The sequence below is a fragment of the uncultured Gilvimarinus sp. genome, assembly GCF_963972205.1.
Taxonomy (GTDB): Bacteria; Pseudomonadota; Gammaproteobacteria; order Pseudomonadales; family Cellvibrionaceae; genus Gilvimarinus; species Gilvimarinus japonicus.
In genome coordinates this window covers 232,081-252,791 of record NZ_CAXAUC010000002.1, presented here as the reverse complement: position 1 = coordinate 252,791, position 20,711 = coordinate 232,081, and the positions used below count along the sequence as shown (strand labels likewise).

Genomic DNA, 20,711 nt, shown 5'->3' with positions numbered 1-20,711 from the left:
GTCACAAGTTGCAAAAAAGCGAGATGAAACATCGGGCTTCATCTCGCTTATTGTTCATTACTCTGGCGACCATCGGCGCGGCTTAGGTTACAGCCAATCTGACCGCAAATTTTAGGCGAAAACCGGGAAATTGTCCAATGCTAAATCACACTTATGGATCGAAGGAGGCTAGTACCCGCTGCAAAAACGCGTTAACCCAAAATGCAGTCGACTCAAACCAGGGGTCAAACAACCAAAATGGATGCGGCGTATTGGGCAGCGTATGCACCTCGGAGTACACTCCCGCCCCATCAAGCCGAGCCACATACTCATCGCGGCCGGCGTGAAAACGCGGTTGCGAGCTATTTATAAACAACGTGGGCGGAGTATGCTTGTCAACGTAAGCGAGTGGCGAGGCCTGCTCCCACAACTCTGGCACCTGCTGGTAACGCCCGCCAAACCACGCCTCCGCCGCCGAAGGCTTTTTGGCCGGATCATTTTCGTATTTCAGCGCCACAGGTGTCGTAAAACTCACAATGCCGTCGATATTAACAATCGCCTGCACCTTGGACGACTGCGCCTGATACGGCCCACCTTGAGCGTACTCAGGCGACGTCTTTATCGCACCCAGTAAAGTCGCCATCTGGGCCCCCGAGGAACAGCCAAGAATCGCGATAGCTGACGAATCGATATTGTAATTGGCGGCTTTTGCACGCATCCAGCGAACAGCCGCGTACAAATCACTCATCCCGGCCGGATACCGCGCCTCGGGAGACAACCGGTACTCCACCGTCACCGCCACAAAACCACGATTAGCCAAATAGGTTGCCATCGGCTCCTGATGGGAGCGGCTGCCCGACATCCACCCACCACCATGCACCAACAATACCGCCGGGGCCGGCTTGTCGCCCTTAGGGGCAAACACATCGACATGCAACGCACGACCAACATCATCCCGGTACACCAAGTCCCGACTGATCGACACACCAGCACTCGGCGCCACACCCGCCACCGCAATACCAGGGTGCTCTTTTTGCGCTTTGGCAAACGCGCTTTCTGGGGTGAATCCAGTATTAACCAGATATTCGCCCGCATAACCAGCGGTCGCCGCGGCCAGTAACGCCCCCAAGCCCGCCACCTTAAACATCACAAGCAATCTTCCACGACTTTCACTCATCATCACACCACCTAAGTCAAGATTTACGATTCAACACGCTCACCACGGACCCTATGGTATCATCCATACCTTTGTTTCATTTTGATGACACGCCTACCTTTACGGCCCCGCATCAATCTCATTTTTGTATATCAGACGCCACCTATGCCAAGTCACAGCCGCCAAAAACTCTTTTTATTGCTGACCTTACTGACCAGTCTAATTGCCGCCCCCGTGCTCTATGCTGCAGCGCTAGTGCAGCAGCTAAGTTTTTATGCCGCGCTGATCATTGCCATGGGGGGGGGTGGTATTGCGTTACTACTCTACGGTTTACGCGCGCTACCTCGCCCTATTGGCGGCGTCATTGTTATCATCATACTCAGCGTGGCACTACTCATTCGCCTAACCTATCTCGGGCTCATTCAATTCAGTGGCGCCGGCTTTAACGCGGAATTTTTTCTGCATTTTGGTGGCGAATCTGTCATCGCCGCCTGGCGCATGTTCGGCCTATGGTTAGTAGCCGGCGTTACCGCCTCGGTTATTTACCTAGCTCTCGGCTGTTTTCTCACCATACGTATGGCGCGGCCAACGCCATTACTAGCCGTGACTATTGTACTTTCAGCGACTTTTATTCTCCTCCTTAGCCGTAACCAGCTACCCGAAGCACAGCTAGCCAGTGCCAGCCGCACCTTAATGACCCCGGCCGACCTTCCAGGCTACGCCGAACTAAAACTGCGCTGGCAAAACAATACTCTGGTTGAGACCGAGATCACCCCAAAGTCACAACTGCTAACCGAATTACCGAGCAAGCCGCGCAATTTAATTTTGGTGTATCTCGAGTCAGTCGGCATACCTGTTATCAATCATCCCGACTGGCCGGGACTTATGCCGCACTTGAGCGAACTCGTTGCGCAACACTCTCTCGCCGACAACATATACGCCAGTTCATTTATCACTATCGAAGGTATTGTTAACACTCAGTGTGGCACGCTATTTCCGTTTGGTCGCGGTAGCGACAGTTTGGCCAACGGCCACAACCTAGGTGAAAACATGCCCTGCCTCGCCGATGTTTTACAGCACGCCGGCTACCAAAATCGGTATCTAGGTGGTGCCGAGCTCGCCTTTGCCGGAAAAGGACGCTTCTTGCAAAGCCACGGTTTTAACAACCCCATGGGGCTCAGCTATTGGCGCGAACAAGGCATTAAGCAGCGCGCTGGCACGTGGGGCATCAGCGACCCGGATATTTTTGCGCAAGCGTTAACGCAATACCAAGAACTCAGCACCGAAGACCGACCGTTCAATATCACATTACTGACAATCGGCACCCATTTACCCGGTTTTTATTACGATGAATGCGAACATTACAGCGTCGACGACGACCCTTTTTTAGATGGACTACACTGCACCGACCAGCTATTGCACAACTGGCTTGAACAGCTTAAAGCGCTGGGCGCTTTTGACAGCACCACCGTGGTAATTACTGCCGATCATAGCGCCTTTAGCAGTCCAGCAATGAAGCGCCTATTTGGCGAGACCATTGAGAATCGTCGCGTCCCATTAATTGTATTGGGGCCGGAACAACCACGCGCTGCGGTAACCGGCGCAGGCTACGACCTAGCACCCACAGTGCTCGATCTACTCAACATTAAACATAACGCCACTTTCGCTTTGGGTCGTTCATTACTGCAACCCAGCACAAGGCCGCCTTATTTACTAAGCCGTTACACCGAAATCTACGACGATAGAATTCACGGAAACAGCGCACGCCAATGTAACGAAAATGCACCCACTCCCTACACAGACTCCATACCCAGCGCCTGCCAACGAGATGACTTATTCAGCTTATTGCGTCGACAAGTCGAGAGCCAATCCCAAGTTGCCGCAACACTTAGCTGCGACAAAGCAACACCCGTTTCAGTAACATTTCCAACAACCGACGATGAGCCGCTGCTGGTACAACTACAAGGCAGAAGTATCGGACATTACTTCTCGCAAGAAGGACGTAAAATCAAAAATTCAGCGGGACTCTATCTTTTATGGTTTGACGCTAACGGCAGGCTAGAGAGCACCGAATATGCAACCGCCGAACGCGCCGCCAATCAGCTTCGAACCCTACCGCAAAGCGACATCACCCGCAGCTGGATAGCCATTTGGGTATCACTTAGCGATGCAACAACCAGCACACTCCCGAGTTGGCTAGAAGCCCCTGCCGGCAGTAACGGCGTTTATCTTGGGCACAAAAACACCAAACAAACTATCGATTGGACATCTCACGAGCTCCCGCCTGGCACTGAACAATGGGAATTAACCCCTTCGCCCTGCAAGATGATTTTTGCTCCGAAAAACTAGCACGACTTATCGCCTACACCACAGCGATAAGGCTAAAATCAACCGCACTTTTTAATACGGCCCTTGAGTAGCTGCAGCTCACTCTAGGGCTGAGTGTGGCATGCTCAGCAAAATACTTGCCCCTTCAACCACCTGACCGTAAATGGCATAATTAGGGATCACTTCCTTTTGCGGAAAAGATAATGGTTCTTCACAAGCCCCACGTAAACCGTCCCCACATACAATTACGCGCTCATAGCCAAGTGAGGCAACCAAGCTACGTCGGTAGTGGGCTGACCCAAGGTCTTCAGAGAACATCGACGGACTGACTAACGCTTTACTCCGTGTGACCCAATCAGTAAAGCTGCGCCACTGAGTATCGTCAATACGAATATAAACAGCATCTACTTCCTGAGGAGCCAGTGGCATAGCTTCCCTCACCCCCTTCACGATCCCATCGGTTAGCCCTTTGTACCAATCGGTATAAGCACTTGTAACCTGAGCCATCGTAACCCCCATGCACAGTAACAAAAGTGCTCCGGAAGCACGATACCAATGATTAGCACGCTCGTGTGCACACAACGCAAAAAGGAGTGCCAACATACTAATAAAAGCCGTTCGGCCAGACACCACAATGCCATACGGTAACGTCGTCACATAGGGAGCAAGAAAAACTAAGCCGGCCGTACCCCACAAGGCTGCTCGCCGTAAAGGACTACCGCCAGCCAAAGACCAGACTAACGCCAACAAAAAAAGCGGTGCGGTAAACGTAGCCACCATAAACTGAAAGTGGCTGCTCAAATACACCCACATAGATTGCAAGTTGGCTGTAAATGAAAGCAAACTATCAATTGGTTTAGGGTGACGCCAACCGGCGACCTTTATAATATCTCCGGTGACTTCCCAAACAATCAGCTGTGACACTAAGTACCCAAAAACAAAGCTCGCCACCCACAAAAACAATATTCGAGCACAGGTTTTTATGCTCGTATAAGGTAGGTAAAGTAACGGCAATAAAAAATACAGTGAGCTAAAGCTGCCAAACAACAACACACCATAAACAGGAAAGAAAACAAAATCTGGTATACGGCGGGCCAACCACGGAGCAAGAAAAAGTAGAATAAAAGCCGGTAGCAACGTGGTCGGCCACTCCAGCTGCATACGCAACAACGGAATATTCAACGTCGCCAGAGCGAGCAACAAAGAAAACCATAAATCTCGATTTAAACGGTAACTACAGCAATATGCAAAATAGCCTATCGCTCCATAGCTAACCAAAAGACTTAACCAAGCCGGCACCAGCTTCAGCGAAGAAAAAGCGTAATAGTTAAGCCAACGACCCTCGCCTTCAAGCTTATTACCGTAAGACAAAACATAGTAAATCGAGTCATGTCGCCAAAACTGCACTTGTAAAAAGTCGATGAAGTGCGGCAACGTAAAGGCAGCCAGAAGTACCACCGTCAGAATAGTCCACCATCTAACGATTAAATCCGAACTCCCTATATTCATGTATTATCCTTTGCCCAACCAAGCACTAACAATCAAAGAGCACGCCACGGCGCCCTTCACTTAAACGAACCGAAGGCTTTATTTTAAACCCAACACATCCTGCATATCGTAAAGCCCGGGCTTTTGGCTCAACAACCAGCCGGCCGCTCGCACCGCGCCATTGCCGAAGGCTAAGCGACTAGAGGCTTTGTGGGTAATTTCAACGCGTTCGCCGTCAGCCAAGAACATCACCGTGTGTTCGCCGACCACATCACCGCCGCGTACCGTGGCAAAGCCGATAGTGTCGTGATCGCGCGCGCCGGTTTGGCCCTCGCGGCCGTATACGGCCACTTTGCTTAAGTCTCGCCCGGTGGTGTCGGCAATGACTTCGCCCATGCGCAAGGCGGTGCCCGAGGGGGCATCCACTTTATGGCGATGGTGCGCCTCATAGATTTCGATGTCCGACTCTTCGGCCATGACGCGCGCGGCGGTTTCGAGCAGCTTAAAACATAAATTGACGCCAGTGCTGAAGTTGGCCGCCAGGCACAGTTGAATTTGGCTTTGATAGCCGAGCAGCTGGGCTTTTTCCGCATCGGTAAAACCTGTGGTGCCAATCACCATCGCTTTGCCATGCTTGGCACACAGCTCGGCGTTGGTCAGCGTTGCGCTTGGCGAGGTAAAGTCGATTAAGGCGTCAAAGCTATCGATTACCTCGGCCAAGTCGGTGGCAATGGTGACGCCTTGTTTGCCGACACCCGCCAGCTCGCCGGCATCAGCCCCCGCCAATGAGCTACCGGGGCGCACGATAGCGGCGGTCAGTTCAGCACCTGTGACAGCAACCGCCGCCTCGATTAAAATTTTTCCCATACGGCCGGCGGCGCCGGTCACGGCAATACGTACTGTCATGAATAAACCTACTATTAATTAATCTGCGCTGTTGTCGTCTTCAAATAAGTGGCCAAGCTTACCTTTCTTTGTCTCAAGGTATTTGGCGTTGTGGGGGTTGCGACCCGTTTGGTGAGGGATACGCTCGGCAACGGTAATGCCCATATCCTCTAGCGCTTTGACTTTGCGTGGATTGTTGGTCATTAACTTCAGTGAGCGAATCGTTAAATGATCCATCATGGGCTTTAAAATGCTGTAATCGCGCATATCGGCACCAAAGCCTAGCTGCTCGTTGGCCTCAACCGTGTCGGCGCCACAATCTTGCAAATGGTAGGCTTTGATTTTGTTCAGCAAACCAATGCCTCGCCCCTCTTGGCGCAAGTAAAAGATCGCCCCGCGCCCGACAATGGAGATTTTATGCATCGCCGCCTGCAGCTGGGGGCCACAATCACAGCGCATGCTAAACAGTGCGTCACCCGTCAAGCACTCTGAGTGTACCCGCGCCAATACCGGCTCGGGCCCGGCTATATCCCCCATGGTGAGCACTATGTGCTCTTTATCCATACCGGTATCAGAGAAGCCGTGCATCACGAACATTCCCCAAGGGGTTGGCAGCTTAGATGACTCGACGAATTGTATGGTCACTAATTTCTCTCTATTAACGTAACAAAAACTGCGGGCTACTGGCTGGCGCGCAACACCAACACACCGTTTTCTGTCGACATACTGACGTTGCCCAAAAAACTGTTACCCAACAAAATATCTTGACTGCCAAAGTTGGCAATCACCATCGCCTGAATATTGCTCAAGGTAATACCTCCTACGGATACGCTTCGCAGCCATACACTGTACGCATGGGCCGGCCCGTTGGCGGTGGTAACCATGCCTTGGTCACCGCTTAAATAATTAAGCCCCAACCGCTCGGCTTGAACGACGCCCATGGCAATCGAGGTCGCCCCGGTATCTACCATAAAGCTCACGCTTTGGCCGTTAATCATTCCCGACGACCGATAATGACCACCGCGAGATTGATTGAGCCGTACCTCTATAGTCTCGACTTTGGCAAAATTGGTGGCTATGTGGCTCGATAACGTCAATGTGTAGGTGGCACCCTCATACTCTACCTCGGCGCCAGCGCGGGAGGCGTTAATAAGTGTGACGCCTTCGGGGCTGGTTTGTCCGGCACGGAGCATCCGCTGCTTACCATCAATACTAATCAGCGCAGTGCCATTGGCCAGCATTTGCGCTGATAAATCCGCCGCTACGGTCACCATGCTCAGCACGAATGAGCTTAAAAATACAATTAGCTTTAGTCGCCACATATCCCTCTCCTTTCTCGCGCTTCCTTATTTACGAGTCGTGTTTAAACCACCAACCAAATTAATAGCTGCATGGCTAACCACGCGTAAACGGCCGCCAAAACATCATCCACCATGATGCCAAGACCGCCCGATATTTTTCGGTCGGCCAACGATACCGGCCAAGGCTTGGCGATATCAAATATCCGAAACAACACAAAACCGGCCAGCATCCAGTACCAGTCTGGCGGCGCCAACAACATGGTAAGCCAATAGCCAACCATTTCATCCCAGACAATACCCGGGTGGTCGTGCACACTTAAAGCACGGGAGCTTTTTTCACACCAATAAACCCCGAGCGCAAAGGTCACCACCAACCACACACAGTACAAGGGCACACTTAAATCGCTAATCAGCCAATAGATCGGTATAGCCGCCAGTGTTCCGGCAGTACCCGGCGCTTTAGGCGCAAAGCCGGAGCCAAAACCAAAGGCAAAGAAATGGTTACTGTTGCTAAACAGCTCGCGGCGGGTGGGCATGGGTAAAGGGTGTGACTGGCTCATATTAAAAGTGTCGGTAACCTGTTGTGTCGACGCTAAAGGGAGCGCCATCCAATTCGCAATGTACTCCGGCGCCACTGACAATACGGCCGATTACAGTGGCTTGAATACGGCCTTGAGCCTGCGCCATCGCAAGCTGTGGCATATTTTGCTCGGGCACGGTAAAAACGAGCTCGTAATCGTCACCGCCCGTTAAGGCCCATCGCTGCGCCTGCCCGACATCAAACTTTTGCAGCGTTAGACTTAAAGGCAGCTCGGCAATATCGATTTCGGCGGCAACATCGCTCGCCTCGCACAGGTGCCCAAGGTCGGCTAACAAGCCATCAGAAATATCTTGTGCGCTGCTGGCAATATCGCGTAACAAAACCCCTTGACTAATGCGTGGTTCGGGGCGGTAGTAGCGCGACTGCAGGTACGCGCGGTCTGTCTCGTCCAGCGCTGCTTCAGCGACATTTAGGCTGTCTTCGTCCAACGTCGCAAGTGCCGCCGCGCTATCGCCCAGGGTGTGGGTTACCAGCACAAAATCATCAAGGCCGGCACCGTCGCGCCGTAACGCTTTAACGGCTGGCACCTGCCCAAGCATTTGAATACTAATGCTCAATGGGCCGCTGGTGGTATCACCGCCAATTAAGCTGCACGCGTAGTCATCGGCACAGTCTTTAAGGCCGCGGCTAAAATCAGCAACCCATTCGCGGCGCGTCTCATCGGACCACGTTTTAGGCAGTGTCAACGCCAACGTAAACCAGCGCGGTTCGGCCCCCATGGCAGCCATATCACTGAGATTAACCCGCAGCGCTCGCTGCGCAACCTCAGCGGCGGGCGCATTGGCCAGAAAATGTACTCCGCTTACCAAAGTATCGGCGGCCACCACCAGCGCCTGACCCGCATCCGGTTGTATCAGCGCGGCATCGTCACCAATACCCAATAATACTGACGCCGGATTAAGTGCATCCGGCGCAGGCTTAAAGTAGTGATTGATCAGTTCAAATTCACCAGCGCTCACGCGTTAATCCTTATTGGCCGGGTTAACGACGCTGCGCCTTAACTTCGAGGGCGCGAACATCCACGGCGGCTCGATCTAACACACCGTTAACAAACTTATGACTGTCAGTGGCGCCGAATTTTTTTGCCAAGCCGACCGCTTCGTTGATGACCACTTTATAGGGCACATCGATACGATACTTAAGCTCGTAGGATGACAGGCGCAACAGTGCTTCGGTTACCGGGTCTAGCTCGGCCAATGAGCGGTCTTGCAAGTGTGGCTCAAACAACGCTTGAACTTCGTCCAGGCGCGCGGGAACTTCGTGCAAAAGCTCGTGAAAATAAGGCACATCGACATTTTTCATGTCGTACTCGGCGCGAAACGACGCCTCAATCACGTTGACGCTATTGCCCGACATTTTCCACTGATACAAACCTTGCAGCGCATAGTGCCGCGCTTTGCGCCGCGCCGAAGGTGACGGACCTTGTTTATCGGTTGTGCTCATTAAATCTTACCTAACAGTGAAACCATTTCGAGTGCAGTTGCGGCCGCCTCGACGCCTTTGTTACCGGCTTTGGTGCCCGAGCGCTCAATGGCTTGCTCGATAGAGTCTACCGTTAGCACACCAAACGTAATAGGCACGCCGGCATTCAGCGATACTTGCGACAATCCTTTGGTGCACTCGCCAGCCACATAATCAAAGTGTGGCGTCCCACCGCGAATAACAGCGCCCAGTGCGATGATTGCATCAAACTCGCCTTTGGCAGCAATTTTTTGCGCAACCAGCGGAAACTCAAACGCGCCGGGGGCATAGTAAATGGTGACGTTGTCTTCGCTAATACCGTGGCGGCGCAGGGTATCCAACGCACCGTCTTTTAAGCTCTCTACCACAAAGCTGTTCCAACGGCTGACAATCAGGGCGTACTTACCGCTCGATGCCGAAAAATCACCTTCAACAATTGTGTTGCTCATAATCGCTATCTCTTACCGTGTAATATTCGCTTAATCGGCATCAGGGCCGACGTAACCCACAACTTCTAAATCAAAACCCGACAGCGCCGAGAAACGCATCGGGGCAGACATAACACGCATCTTGCGCACGCCTAAATCGCGCAGAATTTGCGAGCCGGTGCCTACCTGCTTATAAACCACGTCCGGACTGCGGCGCTGAGGCCGGCCAGACAATAACCAATCGATAGACTCTTCGACATCGGTGGTAGCTTCATCGTGACAAATGAGCACTAATACGCCTTTGCCCTCGCGCTCGATGCGTTTGAGTGCTTCGGCGTAAGTCCAGGAGCACACACCGTCGACCGTTGGCCGCTTAATGGCCAACAAATCCCGCGCGGTATCCATCACATGCACGCGCACTAAGGTATCGTCTTCGGCCTCTAGCTCGCCTTTAACCAACGCAAAATGCAGGTCGCCACGGGCTAGATCGCGGTAGGTGTGCAATTCAAAGTTACCGTGCTCGGTGGCAACCGTGCGCTTGTTAATACACTCGACGGTTTGCTCTTTGGTGGCCCGGTAGTGAATTAAATCGGCAATGGTGCCAATTTTTAAATCGTGGGTTTTCGCAAACGCTTCTAATTCGGCGCGGCGCGCCATCGAACCATCGGGATTCATCACCTCGACAATCACCGCCGAAGGATCAAAGCCTGCCATGCGGGCCATATCACAGCCGGCCTCGGTGTGGCCGGCGCGGCTCATCACGCCACCGGGCTGAGCAATAATCGGGAAAATATGCCCCGGCTGAACGATATCGCGTGGCTGGGCGTCGGCCGCCACGGCAACCCGCACAGTGCGTGCTCGGTCGGCCGCCGAAATTCCCGTAGTAACCCCTTCGGCCGCTTCAATCGAGGCGGTAAAGTTAGTCGAATGTTTGGCTTTGTTATCTTGCACCATCAGCGGCAGGCCCAATTGCTGACCGCGTTCGGGAGTAATAGTCAGGCAAATTAAACCGCGCGCGTGGCTCGCCATAAAGTTGATGTCTTCGGCGCGCACTTGCTCAGCCACCATAATCAGGTCGCCTTCGTTTTCGCGGTCTTCGTCATCCATCAGGATAATCATTTTGCCCTGACGCAGATCGTCGATCAGCTCTTCAACTGTATTCAATTCCATCATCGGTTAAAGCCGTTCTCTGTCAAAAATTCCAGGGTGATATCGCCATCGGTTGCGGCGGCCTTATCGCCTTGCAGCAAGCGCTCCAGGTAGCGAGCCAATACATCCACCTCTAAGTTAACTTTACTACCCGTACCATAACGGCCCATAACGGTCTCCGCTAAGGTATGCGGCACAATATTCAGTTCAAACTCAGCGCCCTCAACTTTATTTACCGTTAGGCTGGTACCATCGACGGTAATGGAGCCTTTATGCGCAATATAACGCGCCAACGCATCGGGTGCGCGCAAGCGAAACCGCTCTGAACGTGCGTCCGATGCGCGACTAACCACCTCGCCCACGCCATCAACATGGCCACTGACGATATGCCCCCCCAGGCGGGTAGTCGGGGTCAGGGCTTTTTCTAGGTTTACGCTTTGCCCGGTGCGCCAGTGCCCGATTGTCGTCAGCGCCAAGCTCTCGCGCGATACATCGGCGCGAAAGCCGTCGCCGGGCAAGTCGACAACCGTTAAACACACGCCATTGGTGGCAATGGAGTCGCCCAGCGCCACATCGGCCAAATCAAGCTTGCCCGTGCGAATGCGCAGGCTAATATCGCCATTGTTGGGGGTCAATTCAATGACTTCACCCACCGCTTCGATGATTCCGGTAAACATCGCGCCCCCTCTAGCTATCCATATCCGGTACGGCCGTGATACGCCAATCTTGGCCCACCGCGCGGATATCGTTAATGTGCAGTGGCAACTGACCGGACATTTTATCCACCGGCAAGTCAAACAAACCGCGGGCATTGTTACCCATCAGCTTGGGCGCCATATAAATAATAATTTCATCCAGCAGGGCGCGACGCAAAAAACTGCCCGCCAAGGTTGCGCCCGCCTCGACCAGTACATTATTACAGCCGCGCCGGCCCAGCTCATCCAGCACGGCCTCGACCCGCACCCGCCCTTTTAGTGCGGGTAGTTCGATATGCTCGACGTGCTCTGGCCACTCGTGGCGCAGCTCACCGCCAGTGTGCACCACCAGTATAGGTGAGGCATTCTTTACCAGCGCGCAGTCGGGCTTTAACCGCTGATTAGAGTCGAGAATAACCCGCAGCGGCTGGCGCAACTCTCCCTCGCTGGGCGCTTCTATCCAGTCTTCGCGCCGCACCGTTAAGCTGGCGTTATCCATTAACACGGTGTCGACGCCTGAGATCAACGCGCAACTAGCAGCGCGCAAACGCTGTACGTCCTCGCGCGCGCGGCGGCTGGTTACCCAGCGGCTCTCGCCGCTTTGCATGGCAGTGCGACCGTCCAGGCTCATGGCCAGTTTGCAGCGCACCCAAGGGCGACCGCGAGTCATCCGGCGCACAAAACCGGCATTTAGCGCCAGCGCGTCTTCTTCCAGCAAGGGGCCAGACACCTCAACACCCGCCTCGCGCAAGCGCATAAAGCCGGCGCCGGAAACCTCAGGGTTGGGGTCTTCCATGGCGTAAACCACCCGCGCAATACCTGCTTGTACCAAAGCCTCGGCACAGGGGCCGGTGCGGCCGGTGTGGCTGCAGGGCTCAAGGGTGACATAGCAGGTGGCGCCGCTGGCGGCATCGCGCCAGACATCTGGACTGTCCGGGTCACCACCGGCGCTGCGGGCGGCATCGCGCAGGGCATTGATCTCTGCGTGGGGGCCGCCGGCGCGCTCGTGCCAGCCGCGGCCGATCACCTCGTCGTCGCGTACCAACAGGCAGCCGACCATAGGGTTGGGGGTTGTGGTGGTAAGGCCACGGCGGGCAAGGCCCAGCGCCTCGGCCATATAGGCGCGATCGGTGATTGTCATAGTGTCTGTCATGAAAACGGGCCCGAATCTGGGCAAATAACGGCTATTGCTCGATCGCCGGGTCGCCCTCGTGGGCTTCCAGGCGGTCAATCTCTTGGCGGAACTCGTGCAGATCTTTAAAGCTGCGATAGACCGAGGCAAAGCGCACGTAGGCAACTTCGTCCAAATCTCGTAGCTCATCCATCACTTTTTCACCCAAGCGCCGCGAGCCTACTTCGCGCTCACCGGTAGCTTGCAAAAAGTGTTTGATGTTGTTGATCGAGCTCTCGATGGACTCCACAGATACCGGGCGCTTTTCTAGGGCGCGCTGCAACCCGGCGCGCATTTTTGCCTCATCAAAGGGCTCGCGAGTACCGTCTTGCTTAATAATACGGGGCATCACCAGCTCGGCAATTTCGTAGGTGGTAAAGCGCTCGTGGCATGCTAAGCATTCACGACGCCGACGCACCTGGTCGCCCTCGGCCACCAGCCGCGAATCAATCACCTTGGTTTCATCGGCGCTGCAAAATGGACAATGCATGACGTTCAGCCTCGCTTGGCGCAATTTGCGCGCATATTAGCACAAAAAAGCGGCACAAAGGTGCCCACTTAAATCAACTGTTACGCTGACGCACCGCCTCAAACAGGCAAACTCCGGTAGCCACCGAGACATTTAAACTGCTGACGCTACCAGCCATAGGGATTTTTATTAATTCATCGCACGTCTCGCGCGTTAGACGGCGCAGCCCGCTGCCCTCGGCCCCCATCACCAGCACCAAAGGCCCGGTTAAATCTGACTGGTACACTGTTGCTTTTGCCTCACCCGCCGCACCGCGCAGCCACAAGCCACGCTCTTGCAGCTGAGTAAGCGTGCGCGCCAGATTAGTCACTGGAATAAACGGTACCGACTCGGCCGCGCCACAGGCCACTTTGCGCACCGTGGGATTAAGCCCTGCAGCGTTGTCTTTGGGGGCGATCACGGCGTGCACGCCGGCGGCATCAGCCGAGCGCAAACAGGCGCCCAAGTTGTGCGGATCGGTCACGCCATCGAGCACCAACAAAAAAGGCGCCTCATCTAAGTGATCCAGCAAGTGATACAAAAAGTTTTCATCGTGAGCCTGGCCTGGCCGACAGTGGGCAATAACGCCCTGGTGGTTACCATCACCGGCCAGGGCATCCAGTTTTTTACGCGCCACTTGCTCGACAGAGATGCCGTTTTGCACGGCCAGTTGCAGTACTTTTTGCACCCGCTGATCTTGCCGCCCCTGCAGCGCCATTAAACTCAGCACCCGCTCTGGGGCGCTTTTCAATACCGTAGTGACGGCGTGCAAGCCGTACAGAGTTTCGGTTTTACTCACGAATCTTCGCTCTCCAATGGAGGCGCGCCGCCGCTGTACTTATCGCACCAGAACAGCATGGCATTGGTGCGCCTAAGACTTCTTTTTAAACTTCGCCAACGTCTTCTTAAATCCAGCTGCTGCCTTCGCAAATAGAGATTTGCCCGTCGCTGCTGAGCCATCTTGCGCCGGTCGAACTGCTGCAGTTTGCGCCGATTTACGAACCGACGAGTCGGTTTGAGAGCCATTAGAACGCTTCCTCTTACGTGGTTTGCGATTGCCATCTGAACCCGAGTAAGACTTTTGACCGCCACCGCGCTTGCCTTGCCGCTCATCAGCCTTGCCTTTACCGCCAGCACGCGAACCGGGCTTTTTACCCTTACTTTTGCCTTTGGCGCCAGACTTGCCTTTGCCCGAGCCGCGACTATCTTTGGCGGCGGCGCGCCGACCGGATTTAACAGAGTCCAGCTCAAAGTCGATTTTGCGCTCTTCCAGACTAACGCGTACTACTTTAACGGTCAGCTCGTCACCCAGGCCAAATACCTGCCGGGTACGATCGCCCACCAAACGGTGCTTGGCCGGATCAAAGCGGTAGTAATCTTGTGGCAGTGCGGTAATGTGCACCAAGCCGTCGACGTAGATATCTTTTAGCTCGACAAAAACCCCAAAGCCGGTCACGGCGCTGATAATGCCGTCAAACACATCGCCGACTTTATCCTCTAAGTATTCGCACTTAAGCCAGCTCACCACATCGCGGGTGGCCTCATCGGCGCGACGCTCGGCCAGCGAGCAGTGCTCGCCCAAAGCAATCACATCGACCATCTCGTAGGGGTAAATTTTTGCGCGGGGTATATCTTTAACGCCTTCGACGCGAACCACATGCGACGACTCTTGCGAGGAGCGCACTACCGAGCGAATAGCGCGGTGCACCATTAAATCGGGGTAGCGACGAATGGGCGAGGTGAAGTGCGCATAGGCGTCGTAACCCAAACCAAAGTGACCGTCGTTTTCAGCCTGATACACCGCTTGGCGCAAGCTGCGCAGCATCACGGTTTGAATCATATTGGCGTCGGCACGGCCTTTGATAGCCTCCATCAATACCTGATAGTCCGCCGAGGTTGGCTCATCGCCGCCGCCTAAACCTAACCCTAATTCACCTAAAAACTCGCGTAAATTCTCGAGTTTTTCGGCTGTCGGGCCTTGGTGCACGCGGTATAAACAGGGAATTTTGTGCTGCTCTAAAAAGCGTGCGGCACAGACGTTGGCGCACAGCATGCATTCTTCGATCAGTTTATGGGCGTCGTTGCGCTTGACCGGCACGATGTCTTGGATTTTGCGCTCGTCGTTAAACAAGATACGCGTTTCTACCGTTTCAAAATCGATCGCACCGCGCTCGCTGCGCGACTCGCGCAAAACTTTGTACAAATTATGCAACGCTGCAATATCATCCAAACGGTCGGCGTATTCAGCTTTAACCGCCTCGTCGCCCGCGATAATCGCGCCCACTTGGTTGTAGGTCATGCGCGCGTGAGAGTTAATAATCCCCTCGTAAAACTTATAGCCGGTAACCTTGCCGTGGCTATCAAGGTTCATCTCACACACCATCACCAAGCGATCGACGTGCGGATTGAGCGAGCACAAGCCATTGGAGATCTTCTCCGGCAGCATGGGCACGACATGATCGGGAAAGTAAACGCTGGTGGCGCGGCGCTTAGAGTCGTCATCTAAACCAGTGCCGGGGCGGACATAGTGAGACACATCGGCGATGGCAACAAACAAGCGCCAGCCGCCTTTGCGAGGCTGACACAATACCGCATCGTCAAAGTCGCGGGCGTCTTCGCCATCGATGGTGACAAAGGGCAAATCGCGCAAATCGGCACGCCCGCCCTTATCGTCTTCGTCGACCTCGCTCGGCAGCGCCTCGGCCTCACTCAGGGCGTTGTAGCTCCACTGATTAGGGATCGAATGCGCCTCAATAGACAATTCGATTTCCATGCCTGGCGCCATATGATCGCCCAGCACCTGAATCACCTTACCTTGTGGCGGACGCTGTTTTTCCGGCTGGCGGGTAATCTCCACCACCACAATCTGCCCAGAGGTGGCGTTCATCTCGGCGCCCTGAGCGATCATGATGTCTTGGGTAACGCGGCGGTTTTCGGGGCGCAAGAACTGCACGCCATCTTCTTTGATAAAGCGGCCAGCTAGCGTTGTCGTGTTGTGCGACAACACCTCAACAATAGCGCCCTCTTCTCGGCCGCGGTAATTCTCGCCCTGCAGCCTAACCAGCACCTCATCGCCATCAAACACTTTGCGCATTTGGCGGTTGTGCAGATAGAGATCTTCGCCACCCTCAACGGGCACCGCAAAGCCGTAACCGTCGCGATGGCCCTGGACACGGGCGCGCACCATATCCATGCGGTCGACCCGCGCAAACGCGCCGCGGCGATTACTGATCAACTGGCCGTCGCGAGCCATGGCAATAAGCCGGCGGCGTAGCGCCTCGATGTCGTCGTCGGTTTCCATGCCCAGCAAGTCGCAGGCTTCGGGGTGGGTGACAGGCCCGTCCTGCCGATCCAGCAACTCTAGAATGACCTCGCGGCTGGGAATAGGATTGTCGTACTTCTGCGCCTCTCGCTCGGCGAAAGGGTCCACCGGTGGACCTTGGCGTTTACTCAAATGATTTGCCCCATAAATTAGCAAAAATAAAACGGCCACCCAATGCGGGTGGCCCGATGTCAGACATTATAGGGTATATAGAAGGTTAAACCTACGAACCGGCGTTTTTACGCCAAATCAGACTTCTCCAGCTTTTGCTCAATAAAGCTCAGTGCCTCGTCAATCAGCAAAAACATGGCATTTTTGGCGCGTTCGGCATTGCCGCTGGCAATCGCCTGGTACACCTTAGCGTGGTCATCGATCACCCCATCAGGGTTACCCTTAATGACATTGGTGTGGCTGATACTAACGTTGAGTGCCGTGCGGGTAAAATCGCGCATCCGAATGTAAAAGCGGTTTTCGCTGGCGTACAGGATGCTAATATGAAAATCGATGTCAGGCTCTAAGCCATTCTCACCGGCTTCAGCCGCCACGCGCATCCCTTCCAGTGCATCGCCAATCGCCTGAATGCGCTCGGGTCGGGCAAACCTCGCCGCCAAGGCCGCCGCCTCGGGCTCAATAGCGATACGCATTTGCAGGAACTCTTTTAGCACTTTAAGCGAGGGGTTACCCTCGAGGGACCAACGCAACAAGTCAGAGTCGAAAATATTCCAGTCTTCCTCGGGCATAATGCGAATGCCTTGACGCGGGCGGCTCGATATCAGCCCCTTGGCCGATAACATTTTTACCGCCTCGCGCACCGCCGTGCGGCTAACGCCAAACTCTTCGCACAACTCCGCCTCAGTTGGCAGGCTTTCGTGTTGACTATAGTCCCCGCAAACGATCGCGCGCCCCAACTGTTGGGTCATGCGTTGTGACAAATTATTATTTCTTTCAAGTACAGCCATGTAATCTCTCACTCGACACAGGGCAATTCAATACCCGTAAACGCTAAAGGTATCGGCTAGACGGCTTTGAATCAAGCGTAATTAGCGATAAATAACAGCAAACAACAGGGATTAAACATAACAGACGGGCACAAAAAAGCCCCCGCATAGCGGGGGCAAAAAGAAGAGACCATGCATAACTGCAAATTTTACCTGCGGCCGACTGCCCATAGCCGACACACGTCATCACAGCTAAACACTTGTTCCGCATGTATTCGGAACAGTGCGACGCGCAAACGCCGCTCCGGCCACCGGAGTTGACTGGCAACCGGACTCGGGGCAAGCCCGATCTAAGTGCCGCCGGGAAACTCCCAGCAAGCGAAATAAGTGCCTCGGCACGGCTTTGCCGCCCGAGGCATAACGACTACGACACAAATGCAGCGGCCGTTAGCGCTTCTTTAGAAGCTGTAACGAGCACCCAGTGCAAAGGTGCGAGCGATCTTCCAGTTACCCAAGGTGTGATATTCGCTGTTGCCGTAGCGGCTGTGTGATGTCTCATCGGTCAGATTAGTGGCATCAAACGAAACGGTTAAGTCGTCAGTGACGTTGTAATTCAACTGGAAGTCCAGCGATTGCTGAGCGTCGCGATAAACTGCCAGCGGGTTCGCAAAACCAGCAGCTTCGTTGTTGTTGTAAAAGTCGGAACGCCATACATAGCCCAAGCGGGTATCGAACGAGTCACGCTCGTAAACCAAAGTGATGTTATAAGAGGTATCAGACACACCAACAATATCGGTGTCTTCGGTACCAACCACATCACCAAACTCATCCGTCACCGGAATCGTTTGCTCGGAGTCCAGCAAAGTCAAAGCCGCCTGAACACCGAGGCCGTCCAGAACACCCGGCAGATTTTCCGGGAAATAGCTCGCCCCCAACTCTACACCGCTCAGCTCACCGTCAGAAGCGTTATCGGGCTGCGACACAACAAACCGATCCGCTTGATATCCAGGAACATCCTGCTCAATCATATTGCGAAAGCCGACAACCAAACCTTCGATATCGCGCTGGAATGCAGTCAAATAAACTGAGCTGGCATCACCGAAGTACCACTCCAACGACAAGTCCATATTTTGCGAGGTGGTCGGCTCCAAGTCTGGATTCCCCCCCTCACCGGTACCGTAGCCCAAATTAGACAGATCATCGAAGTAAGTGAACGTGGGGTTCAGGTCGGTAAACAGCGGCATGCGCAGAGTTTCACCGTAGTTAAAGCGCAATAACAAGCCTTCGGTAAAGTGCCAGCGCGCAGTCAAGCTCGGCATGAACTCGGAGACCTCGGTAGAGCCCTGACTACGCTCATCATTAATGCTATCCACAAACTCAGTATCCGTTTGTACGTTTACGTAACGACCACCGATTTCACCGTCAAAGCGCATACCCGCCAACTCGGTTTCAAACTGAGCGGAGGCATAAAAAGCAGTATTCACTTCGTTGAGGTTAAACTGCTCAGTTTTTTGCTGGTTAACATCCATGGCATCTTCGGTGCCGTCATCATAAAGGCTGATGAACTGCTCACGGTTGTCAAACAGAAACTGGCCATCCACATTGGCCCAAGTGCTCGGCACACTGTACTCACCATCCATAAAACCACTGTTTACGTAGGCAATGCCGTCATCTAAGTAAGTGGAGAACTGGCATTCTTCTGCCGTGCCCTGACAAAACTCTTCCCACTGATCACGGCCATACTCCGTAGCATCATGATCATCGTAGCGCACACCAAAATTAAAGGTGTGAAAGAAACCGCCTTCGTTCAGGTACTCACCATCCGCCGTAAAAGTTACTGCCGAGCCCTCATTGCGGGCACCATTGTCGTACAAGGGGCCCATGCGATAGTGCGTCAGGTCAGTCAGATCAGCCTCGTTAACATCCGGGGTATTCGGGTCATCCACGAAGGACAAAGAGGCATTTTGGGTGAAATCCAACATCATCTGATAGCGCTTCGGGTCAGCTCCGCGCGACGCGATAAAATCGTTTTCGAACTCACTGTCCTGATAAACCAGCTCAGACTCTAAGGTAAAGCTGTCCGAAAGATCCCACTCACCGCGCAACGCATGCATAAACGAGTCGGTAGCGGCCGTGTTAAAATCACCACTCACAAAGCTACCCAGCGGGTTAGCAACAGTGCGCGACTTAATAATATTGGTGCCTTCGTATACCTCAAAAGTATCTTCAATATTACCCAAAGTGGACAGATCGCCCCACCAGTCCGCATACGAAAAGAACAGATTATTGAAGGTATCATTGCGAAAGCCAGTGTACATAGACTCAAAGGTATAAATAGACGAGTCATTAGGAGCGTACTGCAGCGAGATATTCGCAGCAGTACGCTCGCGCTCGCCAGTATAGTCGGTCATAATAAAAGCATCGCGGCCTAAGTAGTACTCTTGCTCGACACCGCCCATCGTCAGAGTCGAGCCAGCCTCTGAAGGCAGGCCATTCTCCAGACCGGGAGTCCACACATTGGTATCAAAAATACGCTGCAGCGGCGTATAGCCTTCCGCGATCGGATCTTCGCTCACAAAAGGAACCTGAGCACCCGGGGTCACAGACTGCGTACGAAAGTTAGTTTTGGCGTACGAAACGTTCACCAAAGCACCAAAATCGCCTGCCCCGGTTTCCCATACGTTACTAAACAGACCACTTAGGACTGGATCTGTCTCTTCAGACTCTTCGTTGTATACGCCGCGAGCCGCCAGCGACACTTTTGAGCCGTCAAAATCAAACGGACGGAAGGTGTGCACGTCGACCTGGCCGGCAATACCTTCTTCAAACTGACCGGCAGAGCGGTTTTTGATCACGTCGATACGCGATACCAAAGTAGAGGGCAAATCGGCCAAAGCCATGGCACGACCAGAAGCAGTAAAGACAGTGCGGCCATTGACGGTGGTGCTAACGTCAGTTAAACCACGAATGGTAACGGCATTTATCTCGCCATCGGCGCGGTCGGTCACCTGAACGCCAGGAACGCGCTGCAGGGACTCTACCACGTTATTGTCGGGAAGCTTGCCGATGTCTTCGGCGATAATCGCGTCCATCACCTGCATGGAGTCGCGCTTAATATCGATGGCTTTATTCAGACTGGCTCGGATGCCGGTGACCACCACCTCTTCGAGCATCTCCATCTCATCATCACTGGTGGCCTGAGCGACAACCTGTGTAGAACCCAACGCAGCAACCAGGGCTATGGATGAGCTGAGCACACTTCGCTTGAACATAATTACTCTCCGTTCATTATTTTGACAGG

The 20,711-nt window shown here is 53.8% G+C and carries 18 protein-coding genes; 1 reads left to right on the top strand and 17 read right to left on the bottom strand.

Annotated features, from left to right (window positions below; all coding sequences use genetic code 11):
* Positions 1-151: 151 nt before the first annotated feature.
* A complete protein-coding gene (locus AACY82_RS05620) occupies positions 152-1,156 on the bottom strand; it encodes an alpha/beta hydrolase (protein WP_339615805.1) in 1,005 nt (334 codons plus the stop codon).
* A gap of 144 nt (positions 1,157-1,300) precedes the next feature.
* Here AACY82_RS05620 and AACY82_RS05615 point away from each other — a divergent pair, with 144 nt between their 5' ends.
* On the top strand, positions 1,301-3,484 hold the full coding sequence (locus tag AACY82_RS05615) for an LTA synthase family protein (RefSeq protein WP_339615804.1): 2,184 nt from the start codon (positions 1,301-1,303) through the stop codon (positions 3,482-3,484).
* A gap of 78 nt (positions 3,485-3,562) precedes the next feature.
* Here the strand turns inward: AACY82_RS05615 and AACY82_RS05610 are convergent, their stop codons facing one another.
* The 16 genes from AACY82_RS05610 to AACY82_RS05535 all read right to left on the bottom strand — a co-directional run bounded on the left by AACY82_RS05610 (position 3,563) and on the right by AACY82_RS05535 (position 20,682).
* On the bottom strand, positions 3,563-4,972 hold the full coding sequence (locus AACY82_RS05610) for a hypothetical protein (RefSeq protein WP_339615803.1): 1,410 nt from the start codon (positions 4,970-4,972) through the stop codon (positions 3,563-3,565).
* Between the two features lie 78 nt (positions 4,973-5,050).
* The gene (dapB, locus tag AACY82_RS05605; RefSeq protein ID WP_339615802.1) at positions 5,051-5,857 is read right to left on the bottom strand and encodes a 4-hydroxy-tetrahydrodipicolinate reductase; all 807 of its coding nucleotides are present in this window, start codon (positions 5,855-5,857) and stop codon (positions 5,051-5,053) included.
* An 18-nt stretch (positions 5,858-5,875) separates the two neighbouring features.
* The gene (ribA, locus tag AACY82_RS05600; protein ID WP_339615801.1) at positions 5,876-6,481 is read right to left on the bottom strand and encodes a GTP cyclohydrolase II; all 606 of its coding nucleotides are present in this window, start codon (positions 6,479-6,481) and stop codon (positions 5,876-5,878) included.
* Positions 6,482-6,516: 35 nt separating this feature from the next.
* Entirely contained in the window at positions 6,517-7,158 is a 642-nt protein-coding gene (locus tag AACY82_RS05595; protein ID WP_339615800.1) for a TIGR02281 family clan AA aspartic protease, read from the bottom strand.
* Positions 7,159-7,199: 41 nt separating this feature from the next.
* On the bottom strand, positions 7,200-7,697 hold the full coding sequence (locus AACY82_RS05590) for a phosphatidylglycerophosphatase A (protein ID WP_339615799.1): 498 nt from the start codon (positions 7,695-7,697) through the stop codon (positions 7,200-7,202).
* 1 nt (position 7,698) lies between these two features.
* Positions 7,699-8,697, bottom strand: coding sequence for a thiamine-phosphate kinase (thiL, locus tag AACY82_RS05585; RefSeq protein ID WP_339615798.1), 999 nt, complete (start codon positions 8,695-8,697; stop codon positions 7,699-7,701).
* 22 nt (positions 8,698-8,719) lie between these two features.
* Positions 8,720-9,181 (bottom strand): transcription antitermination factor NusB, encoded by a 462-nt coding sequence (nusB, locus tag AACY82_RS05580; protein WP_339615797.1) that lies wholly within the window; start codon positions 9,179-9,181, stop codon positions 8,720-8,722.
* Positions 9,181-9,648 carry a 6,7-dimethyl-8-ribityllumazine synthase gene (gene ribE, locus AACY82_RS05575; RefSeq protein ID WP_041524106.1) on the bottom strand — a complete coding sequence of 156 codons (468 nt, stop codon included), beginning with the start codon at positions 9,646-9,648 and terminating at the stop codon, positions 9,181-9,183. The genes nusB and ribE overlap by 1 nt, the downstream gene beginning before the upstream one ends.
* Before the next feature lie 30 nt (positions 9,649-9,678).
* Positions 9,679-10,797 carry a bifunctional 3,4-dihydroxy-2-butanone-4-phosphate synthase/GTP cyclohydrolase II gene (ribBA, locus tag AACY82_RS05570; protein WP_339616063.1) on the bottom strand — a complete coding sequence of 373 codons (1,119 nt, stop codon included), beginning with the start codon at positions 10,795-10,797 and terminating at the stop codon, positions 9,679-9,681.
* Positions 10,797-11,453, bottom strand: coding sequence for a riboflavin synthase (locus AACY82_RS05565; RefSeq protein WP_339615796.1), 657 nt, complete (start codon positions 11,451-11,453; stop codon positions 10,797-10,799). Before AACY82_RS05565 ends, ribBA begins: the two co-directional genes overlap by 1 nt.
* A 10-nt stretch (positions 11,454-11,463) precedes the next feature.
* The gene (ribD, locus tag AACY82_RS05560; protein WP_339615795.1) at positions 11,464-12,624 is read right to left on the bottom strand and encodes a bifunctional diaminohydroxyphosphoribosylaminopyrimidine deaminase/5-amino-6-(5-phosphoribosylamino)uracil reductase RibD; all 1,161 of its coding nucleotides are present in this window, start codon (positions 12,622-12,624) and stop codon (positions 11,464-11,466) included.
* 31 nt (positions 12,625-12,655) lie between these two features.
* On the bottom strand, positions 12,656-13,132 hold the full coding sequence (nrdR, locus tag AACY82_RS05555; RefSeq protein WP_339615794.1) for a transcriptional regulator NrdR: 477 nt from the start codon (positions 13,130-13,132) through the stop codon (positions 12,656-12,658).
* A gap of 73 nt (positions 13,133-13,205) precedes the next feature.
* Positions 13,206-13,949, bottom strand: a complete 744-nt coding sequence (rlmB, locus tag AACY82_RS05550; RefSeq protein ID WP_339615793.1) for a 23S rRNA (guanosine(2251)-2'-O)-methyltransferase RlmB — start codon at positions 13,947-13,949, stop codon at positions 13,206-13,208.
* Positions 13,950-14,021: 72 nt separating this feature from the next.
* Positions 14,022-16,604 (bottom strand): ribonuclease R, encoded by a 2,583-nt coding sequence (gene rnr, locus AACY82_RS05545; protein WP_339615792.1) that lies wholly within the window; start codon positions 16,602-16,604, stop codon positions 14,022-14,024.
* Positions 16,605-16,711: 107 nt separating this feature from the next.
* The gene (locus tag AACY82_RS05540; RefSeq protein ID WP_339615791.1) at positions 16,712-17,431 is read right to left on the bottom strand and encodes a FadR/GntR family transcriptional regulator; all 720 of its coding nucleotides are present in this window, start codon (positions 17,429-17,431) and stop codon (positions 16,712-16,714) included.
* A gap of 437 nt (positions 17,432-17,868) precedes the next feature.
* Entirely contained in the window at positions 17,869-20,682 is a 2,814-nt protein-coding gene (locus AACY82_RS05535) for a TonB-dependent receptor (RefSeq protein ID WP_339615790.1), read from the bottom strand.
* Positions 20,683-20,711 lie beyond the last annotated feature (29 nt).

What these genes read in the sequence shown, in the direction of transcription:
- AACY82_RS05620 (WP_339615805.1), bottom strand. Translation starts at nt 1,156, where the DNA reads ATGAGTGAAAGTCGTGGAAGATTGCTTGTGATGTTTAAGGTGGCGGGC.
- AACY82_RS05615 (WP_339615804.1), top strand. Translation starts at nt 1,301, where the DNA reads ATGCCAAGTCACAGCCGCCAAAAACTCTTTTTATTGCTGACCTTACTG.
- AACY82_RS05610 (WP_339615803.1), bottom strand. Translation starts at nt 4,972, where the DNA reads ATGAATATAGGGAGTTCGGATTTAATCGTTAGATGGTGGACTATTCTG.
- dapB (WP_339615802.1), bottom strand. Translation starts at nt 5,857, where the DNA reads ATGACAGTACGTATTGCCGTGACCGGCGCCGCCGGCCGTATGGGAAAA.
- AACY82_RS05595 (WP_339615800.1), bottom strand. Translation starts at nt 7,158, where the DNA reads ATGTGGCGACTAAAGCTAATTGTATTTTTAAGCTCATTCGTGCTGAGC.
- AACY82_RS05590 (WP_339615799.1), bottom strand. Translation starts at nt 7,697, where the DNA reads ATGAGCCAGTCACACCCTTTACCCATGCCCACCCGCCGCGAGCTGTTT.
- nusB (WP_339615797.1), bottom strand. Translation starts at nt 9,181, where the DNA reads ATGAGCACAACCGATAAACAAGGTCCGTCACCTTCGGCGCGGCGCAAA.
- ribE (WP_041524106.1), bottom strand. Translation starts at nt 9,648, where the DNA reads ATGAGCAACACAATTGTTGAAGGTGATTTTTCGGCATCGAGCGGTAAG.
- ribBA (WP_339616063.1), bottom strand. Translation starts at nt 10,797, where the DNA reads ATGGAATTGAATACAGTTGAAGAGCTGATCGACGATCTGCGTCAGGGC.
- AACY82_RS05565 (WP_339615796.1), bottom strand. Translation starts at nt 11,453, where the DNA reads ATGTTTACCGGAATCATCGAAGCGGTGGGTGAAGTCATTGAATTGACC.
- ribD (WP_339615795.1), bottom strand. Translation starts at nt 12,624, where the DNA reads ATGACAGACACTATGACAATCACCGATCGCGCCTATATGGCCGAGGCG.
- nrdR (WP_339615794.1), bottom strand. Translation starts at nt 13,132, where the DNA reads ATGCATTGTCCATTTTGCAGCGCCGATGAAACCAAGGTGATTGATTCG.
- AACY82_RS05540 (WP_339615791.1), bottom strand. Translation starts at nt 17,431, where the DNA reads ATGGCTGTACTTGAAAGAAATAATAATTTGTCACAACGCATGACCCAA.
- AACY82_RS05535 (WP_339615790.1), bottom strand. Translation starts at nt 20,682, where the DNA reads ATGTTCAAGCGAAGTGTGCTCAGCTCATCCATAGCCCTGGTTGCTGCG.